Source organism: Lysobacter sp. Hz25, from assembly GCF_046097045.1.
In the GTDB taxonomy this organism is placed as follows: Bacteria; Pseudomonadota; Gammaproteobacteria; order Xanthomonadales; family Xanthomonadaceae; genus Lysobacter; species Lysobacter antibioticus_B.
In genome coordinates, this window is record NZ_CP175666.1 from 3357339 (window position 1) to 3378219 (window position 20881).

The following is a 20881-nucleotide window of genomic DNA, read 5'->3' on the forward strand; positions in this document are numbered from 1 at the left end:
AACGGGGAGAGACAGACGTCTTCGCTGCGGGCGTTCGATGCAGGTCGGACGAGACACGGCGGCGGCCGAAACCGCCTGAGACAATCCCGGCGCCGATGCAGCCCGGCCGGCTTACCGCAAAAACCGGCCCGCCTTGCGTACTGCGTGCAAGGCGGGCCGGACTACGCCTTACTCAGTCGCCCAGCACACCGCTCACGCCGATGTACGCGCCGATGCCGTCGCTGTTGCTCGATGCACCGCCTTCCAGGCTCCAACGTCCGTTGTCGGCGGTATGCCGCAGGCTGACGCCGAACGCCGCTTCGCTCTTGTAGGCACCGAAGCCCGCGTAGTACGTCGTGCGACCGGCCACGTAGGGCGCCGGCTTGATCGCGATCGCCGTGGCGATGCCCGAGTGCATGTTGCGTTCCAGGCGGCGGACGTCGCCGCCGAGCTTCCACACGTCGTTGCGGACGGTGGCGACCTGGCTGTCGGTGTAGCTGTTGGCGGTGGTCACGGCTTGACCCAACTGGCTGACGTTGACCGCATCGGTCGGGGCCTTGCCGGCCGCGACATTACGCAGGGTGGTCTCGCCGCTGCCGTTCGGGTTGAAGGTCACGCTGTTGGTGTTGTTGCTGCCGTCGGCGTTCTTGTCGTACTGCAAGCCGCCGGTGGTGAAGCCCTTCAACTGCGAGACGTTGACCGCATCGGTGTCGGCCGTGCCGGCCGCGACGTTGCTCACCCGGCGTTCGTTGCCGGCCGAACCGACCGACACGGTGCCCTCCTGGTTCGCCACCGAACCGGCGCCCAGGGCGACGGCATTGTTCGCCGAGGCGATGGCGCCGTTGCCGAGGGCGGTGCTGCCGGTACCCGACGCCACCGCACCGGCACCGCCGGCCGAGGCATTGGCGCCGCTGACCGTCGGAGCCGCGGTGTTGTCCTGGCTCACCTGGAACAGACCCGCCGAGCCGTTCTTGACGTTGTTGACGTCGCCTTCGACCGCGCTGATGCGGTTGTCGTACTGGGCGACGTTGCCGGCGATCTGATCGACGCGCGTGTCGGTGTAGGCATTGGCCTGGGTCACCGCATTGGTAACGCCGGCTTGCAGCTGGGCGACGTTGACCGCGTCGTCCGCCGCCGAGCCCGCGGCCACGCCGCCGATGGTGCGGCCGCCGACCTGGACCTGGCCGGTCGAATTGCTGCTGCCGACATAGGCCGCGTTGTAGCCGCTCTGCGCGCCGACCGTGGTCGACGAACCGGCGCCGAGCGCGACCGAGTTGGCATGGCCGGCGACCGAATCGCGACCCACCGCCACGGCGTTCCCGGCCGAGGCGGTGGCGTTGTAGCCCACCGCGCTCGAACCCACCGCCTGTGCATGCGCATCCGCTTCGGCCAGGCCGGTGTCGTTGGTGCGCGCATAACGCGTACCGCGGCCGTTCTGACTGATGTAGGTCGCATCGTTCGGGCCGGCGACGTTGTAGAGCTGGGCGCCGTTGACCGCATCGGTCGACGTGGCCGACACCTCGCCCTGGGCCAGGTTGGTGATCTTGCTGCCGCCGGTCACACCGCCGTCGGTGCTGGTCGGGCCGGCCAAGGTCGCCTTGCTGTAGTCGACTTCGCCCGGATCGATCTGGCCGTCCGCATCGAGGTCGTTCCAGTCGTACTTCACCGAACGCTGCTCGGCTTGGGTGGCGCTGGTCGCCACCGCCTTGAGCTGGCCGACGTTCGCTGCATCGGTGTCTTCCGAACCCGCGGCGACCCCGGTGACGCGGCGGTTGCCGACGTTGACCTCACCGGTCGCGGTGCCGCCGACCAGGTAGGCCGCATTGCCGAGCGTGCTGCCGTTGGCGACCGAACCCGCACCGAGCGCGACGCTGCCGGCATGGCTGGCCTGGCTGTTGCGACCGATCGCGACCGCATCGGCAGCCGAGCTGGTGGCGTTGTAACCCACCGCGGTCGAACCCACGCCTTGGGCGTGCGCATCGTCCTCGGCCAGGCCGGTGTCGTTGGTGCGCGCATAACGCGTACCGCGGCCGTTCTGCTGCAGGTAGGCCGGATCGGTCGGGCCCATCTGGTTCTTGATGTTGGTGATGTCGCCTTCGTTGGTGGTGACGCGGTTGTCGAGGTTGGCGATGTCGCCTTCGTTGGTGGTCACGCGGCTGTCGAGCGCGGCCACGTCCTGGTTGGTCTGGAACAGCTGCGAGCCGTTGACCGCATCGGTGCTCGCCGCGCTCAGATCGGCCGGCGCCACGTTGACGATCTTGTTCGGGCCGGTGCCGAGATGGTTGGCGTTATACGCACCGGCACCGCCGTTCGCGGTCGGGTCCCACAGCAGCGAATCCTGGCCCAACGAGGTGATCTTGCTGTCCACCGCCTTGAGCTGGCTGATGTTGGCCGCGTCGGTATCGACCGCGCCCGCTGCGACGTTGGTCAGGCGACGTTCGCCGCCGACGGTGCCGATCGAGACTTCGCCGATCGGCGCCGTACCAGCCACCGCGTAGGTCGAGGCCGGCGGCACGTAAGCCGCGGTGCCGAGGGTGGCGCCGTTGGCGACCGCGTTGGCACCGAGCGCGACGCTGCCGGCGTGAGTAGCCTGACTATTGACGCCGAGGGCAACCGACGAATCCGCCGCGGCGTTTGCTTCGTTACCCACGGCCGTCGATTGGAAACCCGCGGCGGTGGCGAAGGTGCCAAACGCCGATCCGAGCGAGCCGCTGGCGTTGGCGCCGGTGCCAACCGCCACCGCCTGTCGGCCGGCTTCGGCTTGGTCGCCCATGGCCAGCGCGAAATCGGCGCTGGCCCGCGCGTTATCGCCGAAGGCAATGGCGTACTCCCCGGTCGCCTGCGCGCCGGAACCGATCGCCATGGCGCTGAGCTTGTTGGCGAGCGAATTTTCGCCGATCGCAAGCGTCTCTTCGGCCGAAGCCTGGGCGTTATAGCCTACGGCGGTGGAGTTGGCGCCGGTCGCGAAGGCATCCGACTCGGGAAGGCCGGTGTCGTTGGTGCGCACATAACGCACGCCGTGGCCGTTGGCGTCCTGGTAGGCCTGGTCGGTCGGGCCGACCACATTGTTGAGCGCGGCGATGTTGCCCTCGTTCGTGGTCACGCGATTGCCCAGCGCCACGGCGTCCTGGTTGGTCTGGAACAACTGCGAACCGTTGACCGCCTCGGTGCTCGCCGCGCTCAGATCGGCCGCGGTGACGCCGCTGATCTTGCCGGTGTCGCCGTCGTTGACGATGACGTTGCCGAACTTGGGCGAATCGGCCAACTGCACGTTGATCGCGCCGGTGGTCGGGTCGGTCACCGTCTTGATGTTGCCGCCGCTGTAGGTACCGGCAGCGGTCGCATCGCCGCGGATCGACAGGGTCTGGCCCAGGTCGCGATGGACATCGCCGGCGGTGGCGTCGTTGCCGGTGAAGTTCATACCCTGCGTCGTGGCGCCGCCAGCCACCGCATCGAGCTGGCTCTTGTTGACGCCGTCCGTGCCGGCAACGCCCGCCGCAACATTGGTGATCACCTGATTACCGGCGTTGATGCCGGCCGAGGTCACGCTCGGGCCGCCGGCGATGGTCAGGCCGGTGTTGTTGAGCGTGGTGGCACCGGCGGTGACGCTGTTGACGGTGATGTCGTCGGCCAGGTCGAAGGCGACGTTGTCGTCGGCCCCGGTCTTGCTGACCACGATGTTGCCGTCGCTGTTGTTGAAGTCGACGGTCTCGCCCGGGGCCACGTTGGTGCTGTTGGCGCCCTGCGCGGAGACGTTGAAGCCCGCATTGGCAGTCGCGCCGACCGCATCGAGCTGGCTCTTGTTGACCGCATCGGTCGCTGCCGTGCCGGCGGTAACGCCGCTGATGCGGCCGCTGCCGCCGTCGTTGATCACGACATTGCCGAACTTCGGCGAGTCGGCCAGTTGCACGTTGATCGCGCCGGTGGTCGGGTCGGTCACCGTCTTGATGTTGCCGCCGCTGTAGGTACCGGCAGCGGTCGCATCGCCGCGGATCGACAGGGTCTGGCCCAGGTCGCGATGGACATCGCCGGCGGTGGCGTCGTTGCCGGTGAAGTTCATACCCTGCGTCGTGGCGCCGCCAGCCACCGCATCGAGCTGGCTCTTGTTGACGCCGTCCGTGCCGGCAACGCCCGCCGCAACATTGGTGATCACCTGATTACCGGCGTTGATGCCGGCCGAGGTCACGCTCGGGCCGCCGGCGATGGTCAGGCCGGTGTTGTTGAGCGTGGTGGCACCGGCGGTGACGCTGTTGACGGTGATGTCGTCGGCCAGGTCGAAGGCGACGTTGTCGTCGGCGCCGGTCTTGCTGACCACGATGTTGCCGTCGCTGTTGTTGAAGTCGACGGTCTGGCCCGGGGCGACGTTGGTGCTATTGGCGCCCTGCGCGCTGACGTTGAAGCCCGCGTTCGCAGTCGCGCCGACCGCATCGAGCTGGCTCTTGTTGACGCCGTCGGTGCCGGCAACGCCTGCGGCGACATTGGTGATCACCTGATTACCGGCGTTGATGCCGGCCGAGGTCACGCTCGGGCCGCCGGCGATGGTCAGGCCGGTGTTGTTGAGCGTGGTGGCACCGGCGGTAACGCTGTTGACGGTGATGTCGTCGGCCAGGTCGAAGTTGACGTTGTCGTCGGCGCCGGTCTTGCTGACGAGGATGTTGCCGTCGGTGTTCTTCAGATCCACCGTTTGGCCCGGAGCGACGTTGGTGCTGTTGGCGCCCTGCGCGCTGACGTTGAAGCCCGCGTTCGCAGTCGCGCCAACCGCATCGAGCTGGCTCTTGTTGACGCCATCGGTCGCTGCAACACCCGCGGCAACGTTGGTGATCACCTGGTTGCCGGCGTTGATACCGGCGGAGGTCACGCTCGGGCCACCGGTGATGACCAGGCCGGTGTTGTCGAGCCGGCTGTTGCCGGCGGTGACGCTGTTGACTGTGATGTCGTCGGCCAGCTCGAAGTTGACGTTGTTGTCGCCCGCGACCTTGCTGACGGCGATGTTGCCATCGGTGTTGCGCAGGTCGATCGCCTCGCTGGGGTCGACGTTGGAGCCGTTGGCGCCCTGCGCGGTCAAGCCGAAGCCGGCGCCGGCCGCCTGCACCGCCTGGTTGGTGGCGAACAACTGGCTGCCGTTGACCGCATCGGTGCTGGTGCCGCTGAGGCGGCCCGCGGCGACGTTGGTGACGGTACGTTCGGCACCGGCCGTGCCCACGCTGACCGTGCTGGTCGGCGCGGTGCCGGCGAAGGTGTAGGTGGTGCCGCGGATCACGGTGCTGGCGGTGCCGACCGCAGCGGCGGTCGTCGAACCGCTGCCCAGCGCGACGCTGCGCGCGATGCCGGCCGAGGCGCCGTCGCCGATGGCTACCGCGCCGGCGGCGCCGGCCGAGCTGGAATTGCCGAGCGCCACCGAGCCCTGCCCGGTCGCGGTGTTGAGGTTGCCCAAGGCCACGGCGCCCTGGCCGTTGGCGTTGTTGTCCGCACCGACCGCCACCGCGCCGGTGCCGGTCGCGGTATTCGGATCGCCGATGGCGACCGCACCGTTGCCGTTGGCGGTCTGGGCGCGGCCGATGGCCACGGCGCCGCCGATGGCGCTGCTGCTGTTGGCGGTGGTACCGGTCGAACCGATGGCGACGTTGCGGCCGGTCGCGCCGGACACGACGCCATCGCCCTGGGCGATACCGAAGGCACCGTTGACGGTGGCGCCGCGGCCGAGGGCAATGCCCGAAGTGTTGGCTGCGCCGACCCCGGCCCCGCGGCCGATCGCGACGGAGTCGACGGCATTCGCGTGCGCCGCTGCAGTCGTGCTGGTGCCCGCGCCAAGGGCGACGGCACCGGCGGCAGTCGCTTGGGCGAACTCGCCGAGGGCGACCGATTCGATGCCCGTCGCATCGGATTCGGTGCCGACCGAAGTGGACCGCTGCCCCGATGCCGTTGCCAGGTAGCCTACTGCAGTGGCGCTGAGGGCCGAGGCGCTGGCCGAATCGCCGAAGGCAGAGGCATACTGGGCCGTTGCAGTCGCCGATTGACCCAGTGCGACGGTATCTAGCGCACTGGCCTTGGCCTTGTTGCCGATGGCGATGCTGCCAATGCTGCCCAGGCTGACATCGGCTTCGCGGCCGATCGCAATGGCATCATCGGCCAGGGCCTCGGCGGCCGAAGCCTCAGCGAAACTACCGCCCAGGGCGATAGCGCCCGCGCCGGTCGCCTGCGCGTTCTCGCCGAGGGCGACGGACTCCGTACCTTCCGCCTTCGACAAAGTGCCCACCGCAGTGGAATAGGTCCCAGATGCCTCGGCTTGCTTGCCGATTGCGGTCGCACTGGTGGCAATGGCCTGGGCGGACTGCCCAATGGCGGTGGAGTGATCGCCCGTCGCATCCGCATCATGACCGACAGCTGTGGAGTTCTCCTTCTCCGCAAAAGCGAGGGTGCCGATTGCCGTCGAAAAGACTCCCTTTGCATCTGAGTTATAGCCCACTGCGGTGCCACTGGTAGTAGCAGCCGAAGCAGACCTTCCTATGGCGGTGGAATGCTGACCTGCCGCAGATGCTTCGGCACCGAAGGCTGTCGCGTTAATCGCAGATGACACAGCCCTATAACCTACGGCCGTCCCCCAGCTCGTAACTCCATGAGGCACATCGGAAAACTCGCCGCAGCGGAACGAACCTGCCTGATTATCGCTCAAGCAGTTCCAATTCACCTCAGCAGATAACACAGGCGGCGCCGCACCGGCCAACACCAGCGCCACCGCCGACGCCACCGCCGACGAAGCCTTGCGCGCCTGCTTCTTGCCGCCCTTAGCCAACTCCGAAGCCACCACCCAGGTACCCAGGCTCTTGCTCCACACCTTGCAGTAAATAAAGTTCATCGGTCATTCCCCTTCGCCGTCCCGGCGAATCGATTTCAAAAAGTTGAATATCGATGTCGAACCGATATTCGCCCGCGGTTAACACGCCCGATTAAGAGCGAACCGTGTAATGGAGGGTTTTGAATGCCGATGTGTTGCCGTTCGATCGCTCGAACCGGACCGCCCGGGGCGTGGCCGATGGACGAGGCGCCATCGAATCCCGCCGGGCAGCCAGCCAATCGGCTGTGTCGCTGTCCCTGTGATGGCCACACTAGGCACACTGATCGAAGCGGGCATCTAAGGAGATATATTTTTTTTGTGATTTCTTCGCTGCCTGCAGGGGGCGCGCTCGACGACAAAGCTGAACGCCCTGAAGGCTCAGAGGCCGTTCGCCAAGCCCTTTGCCGGATATGCCGTGCCGCCGCTGCCCGCCCGGGGACGGCGGCAAAAAGCCATGAAAAAGAGCGATTTAGGTCACGCAAAAACGTGACCCGATACCGTTAGTGAGATCGCCGAGAAAAAAAATTGATCTTTCCCAACAAGCGCTGCGTCTCGAAATGAAACCTACTAGGCAACTGGCGTACCGGCCCGGCCGAATCGCCCCGTCCCGCCGCCGCCCTATCGGCAGGCCGGCCTCTCCGGCCAGCGTCGGCCCGGTCCGCGGTTCCCGACCGAATCTTCCGCCCCGTGCGGCCGTGCGCGCCTATTACGAGACCGTCATGACCGAAGCCGAGTTCGAGATATTCATGGATTCCCTTCGGGTGCCCGGCTCCGTCCATATATCCCCGAAGCGGGTCATCGCGGCGCTGGGGATCCGGGCCAAGGACCTGAACGCCATCTCCAACCCGCAAGAACGCATGGCCGCTAAAAACCAACACGGCTCGGCTGGACTTCAGATCGCCCTGCGCAATTTGGTGCGGATATTGTCGGCGGCGCGCGGCAACCACGAAAATGCCGAGCAAATGCTGTATTGGTTCATGAATTATCCGCTCGCCCAGTTTTATTACCGCACCCCGTTCGAAATGTATGCCGACGCGCGCATCGAGGAACTGCTGTCCTTGCTGTCGGTGAGCGCGCAACGCCATCCGGTCGATGAGGTCCCGCACCGGCGCAACCGCTGAACCGCTGCGGCGACCCGGCGCTGCCCGGGGCCTGCCTGCCGCAACGACTCGGCGTGTGCGGCGAAGAAGAAAACGCCGCGACGGGGTGGCCGTCGCGGCGTCGGGTGCCCCCTCGGCACGGATCGGAAGCGCCCAGCTCAGAAGCGCAGCGAGTAACGCGCGTTGATGCCGTGGTCGTGCGCTTCGTCGGCGAACTGGCCGCTGTAGTTCAATTCCAGCAGGCTGCTCGGGCTCAGGCGTGCCACCAGGCCGGCTTCGACCAGGGTGGCGTCTTCGCCCAAGGGCGCGCCGGCCACGCTGAAGCTATCGCCGCCGCGCCAAGCCACCTGGGTCTGCGGCGTCAGCTCGCCGCCGGCATGGCGACGCGCCAGGCCACCGCGCAGGCTCAACCAACTCTGATCCTGCTGCTCCCCCTTCAGGCCGACATCGAAGCGCAACCCGAGCGTCGACAGGTCGACGCGGCTTTCGGCAGCGCGACCGTTCAAGGCCGCGGCTCCGCCATTTTCCTGGAACGAATCGCTGTTCACCCGCACCTGGGCGAGCTGCGCATAGGGCTCGAAGTCCCAGGCGCCGGCCTGCAAGCGATACGCGCCTTCGACGAAGCCCTGCCGGGTGTCGGCGTCGTAAGACGCACGGGTGCGATCGGCGAAACCGTCGAAGCCGATGCGGCGATCGAGCTCGACGCTCTGGCGCGCGACGGCCACACCGGCGCTGAGGCCGAACCCGCCCCAGCGACGGCCGCCGTACAACCCAAACTGGGTGGCGCGGACGCGGCCCCGGTCGAGACGGCCGTTGTCGCTGTCGATGCGGCCGCGGCCGGCGAGCGCACCGAGGCGCCAGCCGCCGTCGAAGCGATAGTCGTAACCGAGCAGCGTGGTCGAACCGCGGTACTCGTTGCGCGCGGCATTGCCGTCGCCATCGAGGGTGCCGCCGGACTTCAACAGCTCGATCCACGCTCCTTGCCTCAACTCGTCACCCTCGCCGTCGCTCTCGCCCGCCCATCCGCCGCCGTTGCTCGTACGCACCAGCGCGGCTTCGCGCAGGTGGCGGCTGTCGTCGAGCAGGATCGAACGCAGGCTGGCGTAGCCTTCGCCGCTCAAGCCATCGAGCGCGGCCAGCGCCTGTTCCGGGAACAGTTGGGTCAGCGGTTGCGGCAGGCCCTGCCCGACCGCGAGGCGGTCGGCTGCGGCCGCCGCCGCGAGTTGATTGCGGGTGCGCGCCACCGAAGCGAACGAGGCGCCGCGTACCACGCTCAGATCGACCTGGCTGGCCGCATAGCTGAGGCCGAACTTCAGGAACGGCGACAGCCAGGCCTGTTCCAGCGCCGCGAACTGCCCGGCGACGCCGCCGGCTGCATTGATGACGTTGAAGCGCTGGCCGAGCAGGTATTGCCCCGGCGCATACGCCACCTGCAAGGCGCCGCCTTCGATGGTCGCCTTGCCGCTCACCTCGATGCGGTCGGCGCGGCCGTCGGACGCGAGTTCGACGAGATAACTGGAACCGGCGGCCTGCACGTAATCGCCCTGCACGCTCAAGGTGCCGATGGAATTGCCCGGCGACACGCGGCCCTGCATCAGCACATCGCCGACGATGCGGCCGCTGCCGGCGAGTTCGCCCTGGGCCCGCACCGGCAGCGATGCGCTCGTCAGGCTGCCGTTGACCAACAAGGTGCCGCCTTCGACCTGCGCGGGATAGCGGTTGTCGCCGGTGAGTTCCAGTACGCCCTGTTTGACCTTGAGGCCGCCGAAGGCGTTGTCGCCGCTCAGGCGCAACCAACCCGCGCCGGACTTGCTCAACACTCCGGGGCCGCCGATGTCGTTGCGCCAATCGTCCCAGGCGTCGCCTTCCCACACCTTGAGGCCGCCGGCGGCGCGGTCCATCGCCACGTCGCTGTCTTTCAGTATTTGAGCCGGCCCGTCGATCGCCTTCTTCAGGTCGATCAGGCCCCAGCCGTAGATCTGGTCCACCCCGGCCACGCCGAGGTCGGTCGCCGTGGTCAGCAACACGTCGCGCACCTGCGGGCCACTCAGATACGGAAAGCGCTCGAACAACAGCCCCATCGCGCCGATCGCGTGCGGCGCGGCCATCGAGGTGCCGCTGAGGTCGGCGTAGTTCAATACCGGCTTGGTCTGGCCGAGCCGGATCTGCAGGGCCTGCTCGCCGCTAAGCTCGCCTTCGATCTGCCCCTGCAGGGAGCCGCCGATGCTGGTGGAGTTGATCAAAGTGCCCGGCGCGGCCACGCACCAGTCCTTGGTGTAGGCGCAGATGCTGGAACTCGGCGAGATGACGTAACCGCCGGCGCCGGAGCGCTGCACGTTCGCCACGCTGAGCCAATACGGCTGCGCTTCGGGGCGGAACGCCGCCATGCCGGGATAGATGTTGGCGATGCGGCCGGAGTCGTTGCCCAAGGCGACGACGTTGACGATGCCGTGCCGGATCGCGCCGTCCATGTACGCGTCGTAAGAGGACTGATAGTCGCGATACGTTTGTTCGACCGCGGCCAGGGTGTTGGCCTGCGGCGAGTTGGCGATCGGCAACCAGATCTCCAGGTTCGCCGCACGCACACCGTGCGCACTCAGTTGCCGATAAAAATCCGTAACCACCTCGGCCTCGCCGCCGACGCCGCTGCTGGCGATGGCGGCGCGCTTCCAGGTGCCGTCGGCGCCCTGGTCCCAACGATAAATGGTGTCGCCGAAGAAACGCGCTGTCACCAGTCGCGAGCCCATCGCCACGCCGTGCATGCCGACGCCGTCGCGCTGAGCGACCATGGTGCCGGCCACGTGCGTGCCGTGGTTGCCGTAACCGGCGTATTGATACGGCGCGGTGCGGGCGGGATAGACGAAACTGAATTCGCGCGTGGGCGCATCGCCGCGCGTCGAGAAACAGCGGCCCGGCCCGCGAAAGACGATGACGCCTGGGTCGGAAATACAGCCCGATGCGCCCAGGCTGAGACTGACGTGCCCGCGCCCGGCGAATTCGGCATGGTCCAGGGCCACGCCGCTGTCGTACTGGCCCAAGGCGATGCCCGCGCCGGTCAGGCCGCGCGCGTAGGCATGATGGGCGTTGATCGCGCCCAGGCCCCAGTCCCTCTCGAACTCTTTGCTGCGCCAACTGTCGGCATCGCCGTAGCGGCCATCGTGCTCGCCGGGTGCGGCGACTTGCGCCGACGAAGGCGCGGATGCGAACAACAGGACACAAGCGATCGCGAGGGACAAAGGCTGAGCGCGTGCGCCGAGCGCTCGCGGAACCGCAACCGGGGCAATACGGGATGGCATGGAGCGTGGTTCCTCTTCGATAACGACGATGAAGGACGGCGACGAAGGCCGCCGACCGTGGATTCCGATCTGCCGATCGACAGCTGCAGATCAACAGCTGCCGATTTCCGACGGCCGCTTTCGCGGCTTGCCGGTTCGCCTCGGTCGGTTTGGGTCCTAGTGAGTGGGCGCCCGCTGCAATAACGTGATGACCGCCGTATCCCCCTACACCGACGCGCGCCATGCGTGACGGTTTTCTCGCTCGCCGTGATCGCGGGCACGCTGGCGACGGCTTGCACTCGAAGCCGAAGGCCGCAAACGTACGCGCGAATCGAAAGCAGGAGCCGACCGTACTCTTGCGAATACAGGCGGCATTGCTTCGCCGAGACGCCGCTACACCGACATCGAACGGCGTCCCGATCTTGTAACGCATGCAAGACAACGACACCCCAACGCTGTCACACCTGTAGTCGCGCGCATCGAAGGTCTTCGTTCAGGCGCTTGCACGGTCGCAGCCCGGCCTGAAACGAATCGCCGATGCCGATGCCGGCACGGTCCGTTTGCACAACGTCGCCGTCGATTACCGCGAAGGCACTGCGCGGCCTGTCCCAGTCGAATACCTGCACCGGCAAGGGCGACTCCGGCGGCGGCCAACCCGATGCAGCAGACCGATCGCATCACCGCACCGCGGCCTCGCCGACAACGGGTTTCACTGCATCGCCTTCGATACCGTGCTCGCCGGTCGGGGCCGCTCCGCCATCGCGCTTGGCCTCACCCTTGGCGCCATCGATATCGCCCGCCACGTAAAAGCTGAACTGTTCCGGCTTGAGGTATTTCCGGATCGCGGCATTCACCGATTCGGCGCTGAGCGCGGCCATTTTCCGATCGTACTCGGCCAGGAAATTCAGGCTGCGGCCGTAATACATGAGACCGCCGAGCAACGAGGCCAAGCCGGCATCCGTGCCGCGGGCCTGTTCCTGTTCGGCGCGCATCGCCGCCGCCACGGTGCGCACTTCATCGGCGCTCACGCCATCGCGCAGCAGGCGATCGAGTTCTTCGCGTACGCCGCGCTCGACTTGCGCGAGATTCTGCGGAGCGGAGGTCGCGTGAACCATCCAGCTGCCTGCATCGTCGCGGCCGTCGAGGCTGGGCTGGGCGTCGAGCATACTGGCGACGCTGTAACTCAGCCCGCCCCGGTCGCGAATCCGCTGTCCCAACCGCGAATCGATGGTATGGCCGCCGAGAATCCGGTTCGCCACCCTCAACGCGAACGCGTCGTCGGTGTATTCGATCAAGGGAATATTGCTGCGCGCCAACAGCACGCCACTGTCCTTGTCGGGCGTCGCGAAGCTGCGATGCTCGGCCGGGACCGCGACATGGCGCCTGGCAACCGGCGCATGGGCGCGCGGGGCCTTCCAATCGGCGAACAGCCGGCGCAGTTCCCGCTCGGTCTCGACCGGATCGAAATCGCCGACCACGCTGATCACCCCGTTCGCGGTCCCATAGAAGTCCCGATGAAACGCCCGCACTTGTTCGCTGGTCAGGGCGCGGATGTCGGCCAGGGATCGTTCGGCATCGGCCTGGCGCATCGGATGGCCGACCGGCCAGGGATCGAAATGACGCGTCATGGCATCGCCGACGATGCTGTTCGCATCCTCGCGAGCGGCTTGCAGGCCGAGCGTCGCGCGTTGTTTGTATTGCTCGACCTGGGCATCGCTGTAGCGCGGCGTGCGCAACAGGCGCTCGGCCAAGGACAAGGTCTTGCCCAACTGCTCGCGTTGCGTGTTCAACGACAAATGCGCCGATTGCAGGCCGCCCCCCAGATCGATCGTGGAATTGAGTCTGGCCAGTTCCACCGCCAGTTCCGCGGCGCTCATCTTGAAGTTTCCGTCGCCCAGGAGCTCGCCGGCGGCTTGTGCCGCCGTATCGCGGCCACGCAAGCTCTCGACATCGCCGAAACTGAAGAAGGCCTCGACCACGACTTTGTTGCCGCGGCTCTTCTTGGGCAACAAGGCCAGGCGCAATCCATCGCCGGAGCCGGTGTCGATGTGCACGAACCGGGTGCGTTGCCGGATATTGGAAAGCGATGCATCGAAGCGTTCGACCGTGTCGGCCTCGGCCTTGCCTGCGTAATCCGATAACAGGGATGCGGGCGAAGGTGCATCCGGGATGACCACTCGCTGCGGCGATGCGGTCGCCAGCAAGCGCCCCAGGGTACGGTTGGCCGGCCGCAAATAGGTACGCGCGACGCGGTTCACCTGCTCGGCGTCGACTGTCTCCAGGCTATCGCGATAACGGAAGTACAAACGCCAATCGCCGACACTGATCGCGGGGGTAAGCGCCATCGCCAGCCGGCCGGCGTCGGTGACTTCGCGAGCGAAATTCTGCCGCAGAAGCTGCTTGGCCGCGTCGACTTCCGCGGCAAGGATCGGCCGCTTGTCCAGCCCTTCGACTTGAGTCAACAGAAGATTCTGGGTGGCCGCGATGTCGGAGTCCTTCGCCAAAGTCGCGTAGGCCATCCACAGCCCCGGGGCTCGCAGCCACTGCGTGCTTGCGCCCGCGCTGACGGCATGCCGATTGCCTACCACCGTCGCGTACAGACGCTCGCCCACCGGCCCCTGCAAGATTTCGCCCAGGATCTGCAACGCCGGGGAATCGGCGTGCGTCGCCGCCGGCACGTGATATGCCGCCAACAACTGGCTGTAGCCACCGACACGCCGCACCGTGACCTCGCGCTCGCCGGCTTGCGCGGGCTCGGCGGTGTACACCGTCTGCATCGGCGTGCGGGACCGGGCGATCTTGCCGAAACGGCGCGCCACCGAGTTCAAGGCCTGCGCCGGGTCGAAACCGCCGGCGATCACCAAGGTAGCGTTGTCGGGCCGGTACCAGGCGCGATAGAACGCTTGCAAACGCTCGATGCGCACGTTTTCGACATCGCTGCGCGCACCGATGATCCGTTTCCCGTAGTGGTGCCACTGATAGGCGGTGGAGGCCACGCTTTCGTAGAGTACGCCGGACAGATCGTCGTCGCGATTCTCCATCTCGTTGCGGACTACGGTCATTTCCCGATCGAGATCCTCGCGCGCGACGCGCGAGTGCACCATGCGATCGGCCTCCATGCCGAGCAACCAATCCAGCTTGGCGGCGTCGGCGGCGAACGAAGAATGGTAGTTGGTGTAGTCGGTCGTCGTGGTGGCGTTGGCGTCGATGCTGCGCTTGCTCAGTTCGGCGAAGATATCGGCGTGAGTCGGCGTGCCCTTGAACAGCATGTGTTCGAGCAGATGCGCCATGCCGGCTTCGCCATAGTTTTCATGCGCCGAACCGACGCCGTAGACCAGGTTGACGATCAACTTCGATTCGCTGGCATCGGGAAGCAACAGCACGCGCATGCCGTTGCCGAGCCGATACTCGCAGACCCCTTCCATGCAGGCGCCCGCGCTCGCCCCCTTGGGCAGTTTGAAGGCGCCGGGTTGCGCGGCGAGCGCGGGAAACGACGAGGCGGCGAACAAACACGCGGCCAATAGCCAACGTTTATTTAATGCCATGGGCTTTCCTAAAATCTAACGAAACGCCCGATCATCGCGGGCGAGGTCCGCGATAGACGGAAAGCCATCGGCAATAGTTCCCGTACCCGGCCGCCACAAGTGTGACTGCGGAAGCCGAGCATTAATCAAACGCGCCCTATTCGCCTCCGCCGGAATCTGACTCGACGGCATTCGTTGATGGCGCAGAACTATCGATCCGCGAACCGGTCGGGGTCGATTGATCCTGATCAAGCGCGGGCATCGATGGCAGCACAGACTGCAGGGCAATGAATTCGCGCAGGCGGCGCCGGAAATCGACGGGTCGCGCGCCGTCAGCGCTGCCGGAATGGGACTACGCTGGACGCCGCAGCTGTCGCCGCGAGGCCTGGTCACGCTTCTGGTCAGCCTGCGGGATCAACGTGCTTATGTGTACCGCAACGGCGTACGCATCGGCATCTCGAAGGTGAGCGCCGGCAAGGCCCGGCATGAGACGCCGATTGGCCCTGCATGCCGATTCCGTTGCGGAGTATCCGGCCTCCAGTGCCGTATCCGTGCCTCAGCGATTGGCCCTGATCGATTATTCGCTGCCTTCGACCAGCGACGCCTATGGGTCTTCGATCTGCCGAAGGCCCGTTTGCCGTACACCGACGTCGCGCACGGTCGCGACAGCGGCGATAAGTTCGCGACCGCTTTTTCCAACCGCAACGGCAGGCATCATTCGAAGCCTCGGCCTGGTCCTGACGGCCGATACCTATATCGGCGGCAATGGCTATTCGCTGCGCATGGAAGGCCAGGTACCGGGCATCAACGACAAGGCGCGAGCACGGGCGCTCGTCATGCACGGCGCCCGCCACGTGGTTCCCGCTCTGGCTTCGGACTGTGCTGGCCCGTCGTCGACCGCTAGCGGGACAACGGCGCACCGACATGCCCAAGTGCCGGGCGATCGAGAGTCGCCAATCCGAGCTCGGCGGTCTTGGACATGAGATCTACGGTCGCGCCGAACTCCGGCACGCAGGCGCTCCACCCGAGCTCGTGCTCGATGCGAACGCGCAGCCGGTCGGCCGCGTTCGGTTCGCCGTGGGTCACGAACACCGCGCGCGGGCGGACCGGGCCCGAACGCAGCCAGGCGATGATCTCAGAAGCATCGGCGTGCGCGGACGCCGACGCCAGCTGCCTGAGCTCGGCATTGATTTCGACCTCCTCCCCATAGATGCGCACACGGCGCGCCCCGCCGGCCAAAAGCGCTCCGCGCGTGCCGCCTGCCTGGTAGCCGCACAGAATGATCGCGTTGAGCGGGTCTGGAGCGAACGCGATCAGGTGATGGAGCACGCGCCCGCCGGTCACCATGCCACTGGCCGATACGATCACCATCGGCCCCTTTCGGCGATTGAGCTCTTTGGACTCCTCCGGGCTGTTGATGATCCGCGTGTTGCGATACATCTTTTCCAAAGCCGTCTCGTCTAAGCGCAGCTGGCCGGAATACTGGCGGTACAGCGAGGTCACGTCGGTGGCCATCGGACTGTTGAGATAGATCGGCGCAGGCGGAAGCTCCTTGTCCTCCTGCAACTGCGCGATCACGTGCAGCAAGGATTGCGCCCGGCCGACCGCGAAGGCCGGGATCACGGCGACGCCGCCGCGTTGCAATACGGGCTTGAGCGCATCGCGCAGTTCCTGTTTCATGCCGCCCGGCGGATGCTCGCGGTCGCCGTAGGTCGATTCGGCGACGATCCAGTCGCTGGCCGCCGGTGCGCTCGGCGGCTGCATCACCGGGTCGCTGTAACGGCCGATATCGCCGCTGAAGGTTAGGCGCACGCCGCGGTATTCGAGGGTGACGGCGGCGGCGCCGAGGATATGTCCCTGGCTCCTGAAACGAGCGGTCACCCCGGGCACCGGTTCGAACGGCGTCTCGAACTCCCAGGCGCGCATCCGTCGCACGGCCGTATGCGCGGACGCCACCTCGTACAGCGGCTCGGCCGGGCGGTGTTTGGTCGTGCCGAGCCGGTTGGCGTGGCCTGCCTCCTCCTCCAACAGATGGGCGGAATCGGGCAGCAGAATTCCGCACAGTCTGCGCGTCGCCGGCGTGCACCAGACGACGCCTTCGAAGCCTTCGTCCACCAGCTTGGGCAGGTAGCCGCTATGGTCCAGGTGCGCATGCGTGAGCACGACCGCATCGATCGACGCCGGATCCACAGGGAACGGCGCCCAATTGCGCAAGCGAAGCGTTTTGTAGCCTTGAAACAACCCGCAATCCACGAGCAGCCGCTTGTCGCCGGCTTCGACCAGGTATCTGGAGCCGGTGACGGTGCCGGTCGCACCCAGGAAGGTCAAACGGAAGACGGAGGCTTCGGACGTGGCGATGCCCATGGCGCGTTACCTCTTTCGTGTTTGGGTCCGTGGAGCCGCGAACAGTCCCTAGGCGACGACGCCGTCGGTATCCGTCTCGCCGGAGCGGACCGAGCCGGCGCGCGGATTCATCGCCCGCTCTTGCCCTCGTCGTACCGAGGAAACGCGGCCGTGAACAGGGCCGATCGGGCTGTAGGGCCAGATTGCAGTCCGACTGGCGGCGCGGCATTGATCTGGGTCAGCCCCCGCACGAAAGGAGTTGACCTGGATCAATGCAGCCGGCAGCCGCCGGCCTAGCCTGAAACGACCCTCCGGGAGCACGCCATGACCACCCAATCCCTATCCGCCTCAGACGGCATCGGTCCCGATACGCCGCGCTGGTCGGACACCTTGCGCGACGGTCGCCAGGTGACGATGCGCCCCATCGCCGCGAGCGACGGCGCGGCCGAACGCGAATTCATCGAAGGACTGTCGGACCAGAGCCGGCGTTTTCGCTTCCTCGGACAGACCCGCCGCCCCAGCGACGCGTTCATCCGCCAGCTGACGGACATCGACTACACCCACGATGTCGCCTTCGCCGCGTTCGACAGCGCCGACGAAGGCAGGATCGTCGGAGTCAGCCGATACAGCACCGCGCAAGACGGCTCGCAATGCGAGTGCGCGGTTACCGTCGATGACGAATGGCAAAACAAGGGCCTGGGAGCGGTGCTGATGAAGCACCTGATTCAGGTCGCAAAGCTCCGCGGCATTCACAGGATGTATTCGGTCGACTCCGCCGAGAACCGGCAGATGCACGAGCTCGCCGCCTATCTGGGCTTCCGCACCGTGACCGACCCCGACGACGCCAGCCAGGTCATCCACGAACTGACCTTGTGAGGCCTGCCCATGGACCCGGCACTGTGGCCTGGCTTCCTGATGTGGTGCGCGATCTTCAACTACGGTCTGTTGCTGCTCGGATTCGTGGTCTTCGTGATGTTTCACGACGCCATGTATCGACTGCATCGCCGCTGGTTCCAGCTCTCGACGGCGCGCTTCGACGCGACGGCCTATCTCCTGTTCGGGCTGTACAAGATCGCGATCTGGATGTTCCTCATCGTTCCCTGCCTGGTGCTTTGCTTCATCCGCTACACACCGTATTTCTGAGGCCGGGCGGGTCCCGATGGACGGGGTTCCGGCCTTGCGCGAGCCGCTGCGGCGCAAGCTCCGGGCGCAGCGTCTCTATGCGCCGGGGTCGCGGCGCCATCGGTCGGCCTCGCGCATGAGCGCCGTCGAGCCAGCGAGGACGAACGATATGGAATCCAGCCAGGGGGTCCGCGCCCACCCGACCGGACTGTCGAGCGAAGAGGCCGCGCGCCGGCTGCAGGCCGCAGGGCCGAACCGGCTGCCGGAACCGGACCGTCGCAACTGGCTGCGCATCCTGGCCGGCGTGTTGCGCGAGCCGATGCTCCTGCTGCTGATCTTCGCCTCGGCCGTCTACCTGCTGTTGGGCGATGCCGAGGAAGCCGCGGCGCTGGCCGCCTCGGTCGCGCTGGTGATCGGCCTGACCGCGTACCAGGACTATCGCTCCGAGCGCGCGCTGCAGGCCCTGCGCGAGCTGAGCACGCCGCAGGCGCGGGCGATCCGCGACGGCCTGGTCCGGTCGCTGCCCTCCTCGCAGCTCGTGGTCGGCGACCTGATTCTGGTCGCCGAGGGCGACCGCGTTCCGGCGGATGCGCGGGTGCTGGACGACGGCGACCTGATGCTCGACGAGTCCATGCTCACCGGCGAATCGATGCCGGTGCAACGTGGCGCCGCGGCGGCGGCCGAGCCGGACAAGAACCTCATCCATGCCGGCACCCTGGTGGTGCGCGGGCATGCCGTCGCTCGCGTGACCGCCATCGGCATCGCCACGGCGGTGGGCCGGATAGGCGAAGCGCTGCACACCTTGCGCTCGCCACCGACGCCGATGCAGCGGGAAATCCGCTATGCGGTGCTGGTGTTCGCGGTACTCGGCCTGAGCGTCAGCGCGTTGGTCGCGCTGCTGTACGGCTGGACCCGCGGCGACTGGCTGCAAGGCCTGCTGGCCGGCATCACCCTGGCCATGGCCAATATCCCCGAGGAATTCCCGGTCGTGCTTACCGTGTTTCTCGCCTTGGGCAGTTGGCGCATGGCGCGCCGCAACGCCCTGATCCGGCGCGCGCCGGCGATCGAAGCCCTGGGTTCGGTGACCGTGTTGTGCACGGACAAGACCGGCACCCTGACCACCAACCAGATGACCCTGGTCGAGCTGGCGCGGGGCGACGAGCGCTCGAACCCGACGGCGCGGCTCTCCCCCAGGCTGGCGGCGCTGCTCGATTGCGCCGGCCGCGCCTGCTCGGAGCACTCGTTCGACCCGATGGACCTCGCCATCCGCGCCGCCGTGGCCGGTTCGGCCGCGACCGCGCCGAAGACGGAAACGCACCGCGTCCGCGAATACCCGCTTTCCAAAGACCTGCCTGCGGTGACCCACGTCTGGCAGCTCCCCGACGAACCCGGCCTAGCGGTCGCCGGCAAGGGCGCGCCGGAAACCGTCGCCGAGCTGTGCGCGCTGAGCCGCGAACAGCGATCGGCGGTGATGCAACTCGCCGCGGACATGGCGCGCCGCGGCTTGCGCGTCATCGCCGCGGCCTCGGCGGTCTGGCAGGACGGCCCTGCCTCGCTTCCGTCCACGCCTCACGGCTTTCGCTTCGAGTGGCGCGGCCTGCTCGGGTTCGAGGACCCGTTGCGAGCGGGCGTTCGCGACGCGGTCGCCGAGGCCCAGGCGGCCGGCATACGGGTCGTGATGCTGACCGGCGACCATCTCGATACCGCCCGCACGATCGCCGCGCAGGCCGGACTGCGGCGGGCCGACGCCGCCATGCTCGGAAGCGAGCTGGAAGCGCTCGACGAGAAGACCCTGACCCAGCGTGTGCGCGATACCGACGTGTTCGCGCGGGTGAAACCGGATCACAAACTGCGCCTGATCGATGCATTGAAGCGGAACCGCGAGGTGGTGGCGATGACCGGCGACGGCGTCAACGACGCGCCGGCGCTGATGGCCGCCCACGTCGGCATCGCGATGGGCAAGCGCGGCACCGATGTCGCCCGCGAGGCGGCGTCCATCGTCCTGCTCGACGACGACTTCGTCACCGTGGTCGAAGCGGTGCGCCAGGGGCGCCTGATCTACGACAATATCCTGCGCGCCATCCGCTACATCCTGGCCGTGCACGTGCCGATCACCGGCCTGGCGCTGCTGCCGCTGATCATCGGCGCGCCGATGATGCTGATGCCGCTGCACGTGGTGTTCCTGGAGCTGATCATCGACCCGGCCTCGGCGCTGGTGTTCGAGCGCGAGCCCGCATCGGCGCAGATCATGCAGCGCCCTCCCCGGCCGCCTTCGCGGCGTTTGCTCGACCTGCCGACCCTGTCGGGCAGTCTGGGCCGGGGCATGGTCGTGTTCGCGGCGGTGGCGGCCGTTTATTTCCTCGGGCGCGGCGGCGCCCTGCCGACGCCGCAATTGGCAGCGCTCTCCTTCATCGCATTGATCTCGGGAAACCTCGGGCTGATCGTCGTCAACCGCGGCTTCGGCTATGCGCGCTGGTTCGGCCCGACCGGCAAGGCATTCTGGATCCTGGTGGTGGCGGCGCTGAGCCTGCTGTTGTTGATCACGCGTTTCCAGGCGCCCGGCGCCTGGTTCCGCTTCGCGCCGCCTCCGCTCGGTCTGTCCTGCCTGGCCTTGCTCATGCCGCTGGCCGGATTGGCGATGGTCGAACTCGGCCGCAACGGGCTCGCCCGCATGCGCCTTAGCCGCCAGCGCAGCGGCTGAGG

At 67.1% G+C, this 20881-nt stretch carries 10 protein-coding genes and 2 pseudogenes; 6 read left to right on the forward strand and 6 right to left on the reverse strand.

Translation table 11 applies throughout. From position 1 onward, the window contains the following. Positions 1-172: 172 nt before the first annotated feature. Together ACKN61_RS13720 and ACKN61_RS13725 are read right to left on the reverse strand one after the other, a co-directional pair. On the reverse strand, positions 173-6235 hold the full coding sequence (locus ACKN61_RS13720) for a hypothetical protein (protein ID WP_408953827.1): 6063 nt from the start codon (positions 6233-6235) through the stop codon (positions 173-175). Between the two features lie 24 nt (positions 6236-6259). Then, a pseudogene (locus ACKN61_RS13725) lies at positions 6260-6835 on the reverse strand (ESPR-type extended signal peptide-containing protein); the annotation flags it as partial. A 698-nt stretch (positions 6836-7533) separates the two neighbouring features. On the opposite strand from ACKN61_RS13725, the gene ACKN61_RS13730 reads away from it, so the two are divergent. Next, positions 7534-7935, forward strand: coding sequence for a hypothetical protein (locus ACKN61_RS13730; protein WP_408950009.1), 402 nt, complete (start codon positions 7534-7536; stop codon positions 7933-7935). A 137-nt stretch (positions 7936-8072) separates the two neighbouring features. On the opposite strand, the gene ACKN61_RS13735 is transcribed toward ACKN61_RS13730, so the two are convergent. The 3 genes from ACKN61_RS13735 to ACKN61_RS13745 all read right to left on the reverse strand — a co-directional run bounded on the left by ACKN61_RS13735 (position 8073) and on the right by ACKN61_RS13745 (position 14734). Beyond that, positions 8073-11123, reverse strand: a complete 3051-nt coding sequence (locus tag ACKN61_RS13735) for an autotransporter domain-containing protein (RefSeq protein WP_408950010.1) — start codon at positions 11121-11123, stop codon at positions 8073-8075. A gap of 524 nt (positions 11124-11647) precedes the next feature. Further along, positions 11648-11821: a hypothetical protein gene (locus tag ACKN61_RS13740; RefSeq protein ID WP_408950011.1), complete on the reverse strand. Its 174-nt coding sequence runs from the start codon at positions 11819-11821 to the stop codon at positions 11648-11650. A 45-nt stretch (positions 11822-11866) separates the two neighbouring features. Then, on the reverse strand, positions 11867-14734 hold the full coding sequence (locus tag ACKN61_RS13745; RefSeq protein WP_408950012.1) for a M16 family metallopeptidase: 2868 nt from the start codon (positions 14732-14734) through the stop codon (positions 11867-11869). Between the two features lie 325 nt (positions 14735-15059). On the opposite strand from ACKN61_RS13745, the pseudogene ACKN61_RS13750 reads away from it, so the two are divergent. Both ACKN61_RS13750 and ACKN61_RS13755 read left to right on the forward strand, forming a co-directional pair. Further along, a pseudogene (locus tag ACKN61_RS13750) lies at positions 15060-15374 on the forward strand (hypothetical protein); the annotation flags it as partial. Then, positions 15265-15696: a murein L,D-transpeptidase catalytic domain-containing protein gene (locus ACKN61_RS13755; RefSeq protein ID WP_408953828.1), complete on the forward strand. Its 432-nt coding sequence runs from the start codon at positions 15265-15267 to the stop codon at positions 15694-15696. The pseudogene ACKN61_RS13750 and the gene ACKN61_RS13755, both read left to right, overlap by 110 nt. Here ACKN61_RS13755 and ACKN61_RS13760 read toward each other — a convergent pair. Continuing rightward, on the reverse strand, positions 15614-17077 hold the full coding sequence (locus ACKN61_RS13760; protein ID WP_408950013.1) for an MBL fold metallo-hydrolase: 1464 nt from the start codon (positions 17075-17077) through the stop codon (positions 15614-15616). The two genes, ACKN61_RS13755 and ACKN61_RS13760, sit on opposite strands and share 83 nt — an antisense overlap. Positions 17078-17470: 393 nt before the next feature. Here ACKN61_RS13760 and ACKN61_RS13765 point away from each other — a divergent pair, with 393 nt between their 5' ends. The 3 genes from ACKN61_RS13765 to ACKN61_RS13775 all read left to right on the forward strand — a co-directional run bounded on the left by ACKN61_RS13765 (position 17471) and on the right by ACKN61_RS13775 (position 20879). Next, on the forward strand, positions 17471-17932 hold the full coding sequence (locus ACKN61_RS13765) for an N-acetyltransferase family protein (RefSeq protein ID WP_408950014.1): 462 nt from the start codon (positions 17471-17473) through the stop codon (positions 17930-17932). 9 nt (positions 17933-17941) lie between these two features. Further along, complete coding sequence (locus ACKN61_RS13770) at positions 17942-18199, forward strand: DUF6868 family protein (protein ID WP_408950015.1); 258 nt, start codon at positions 17942-17944, stop codon at positions 18197-18199. A 148-nt stretch (positions 18200-18347) separates the two neighbouring features. After that, a complete protein-coding gene (locus ACKN61_RS13775) occupies positions 18348-20879 on the forward strand; it encodes a cation-translocating P-type ATPase (protein ID WP_408950016.1) in 2532 nt (843 codons plus the stop codon). The last annotated feature ends 2 nt before the right edge of the window (positions 20880-20881 follow it).

What these genes read in the sequence shown, in the direction of transcription:
- ACKN61_RS13770 (WP_408950015.1), top strand. Translation starts at nt 17,942, where the DNA reads ATGGACCCGGCACTGTGGCCTGGCTTCCTGATGTGGTGCGCGATCTTC.
- ACKN61_RS13765 (WP_408950014.1), top strand. Translation starts at nt 17,471, where the DNA reads ATGCGCCCCATCGCCGCGAGCGACGGCGCGGCCGAACGCGAATTCATC.
- ACKN61_RS13745 (WP_408950012.1), bottom strand. Translation starts at nt 14,734, where the DNA reads ATGGCATTAAATAAACGTTGGCTATTGGCCGCGTGTTTGTTCGCCGCC.
- ACKN61_RS13730 (WP_408950009.1), top strand. Translation starts at nt 7,534, where the DNA reads ATGACCGAAGCCGAGTTCGAGATATTCATGGATTCCCTTCGGGTGCCC.
- ACKN61_RS13775 (WP_408950016.1), top strand. Translation starts at nt 18,348, where the DNA reads ATGGAATCCAGCCAGGGGGTCCGCGCCCACCCGACCGGACTGTCGAGC.
- ACKN61_RS13760 (WP_408950013.1), bottom strand. Translation starts at nt 17,077, where the DNA reads ATGGGCATCGCCACGTCCGAAGCCTCCGTCTTCCGTTTGACCTTCCTG.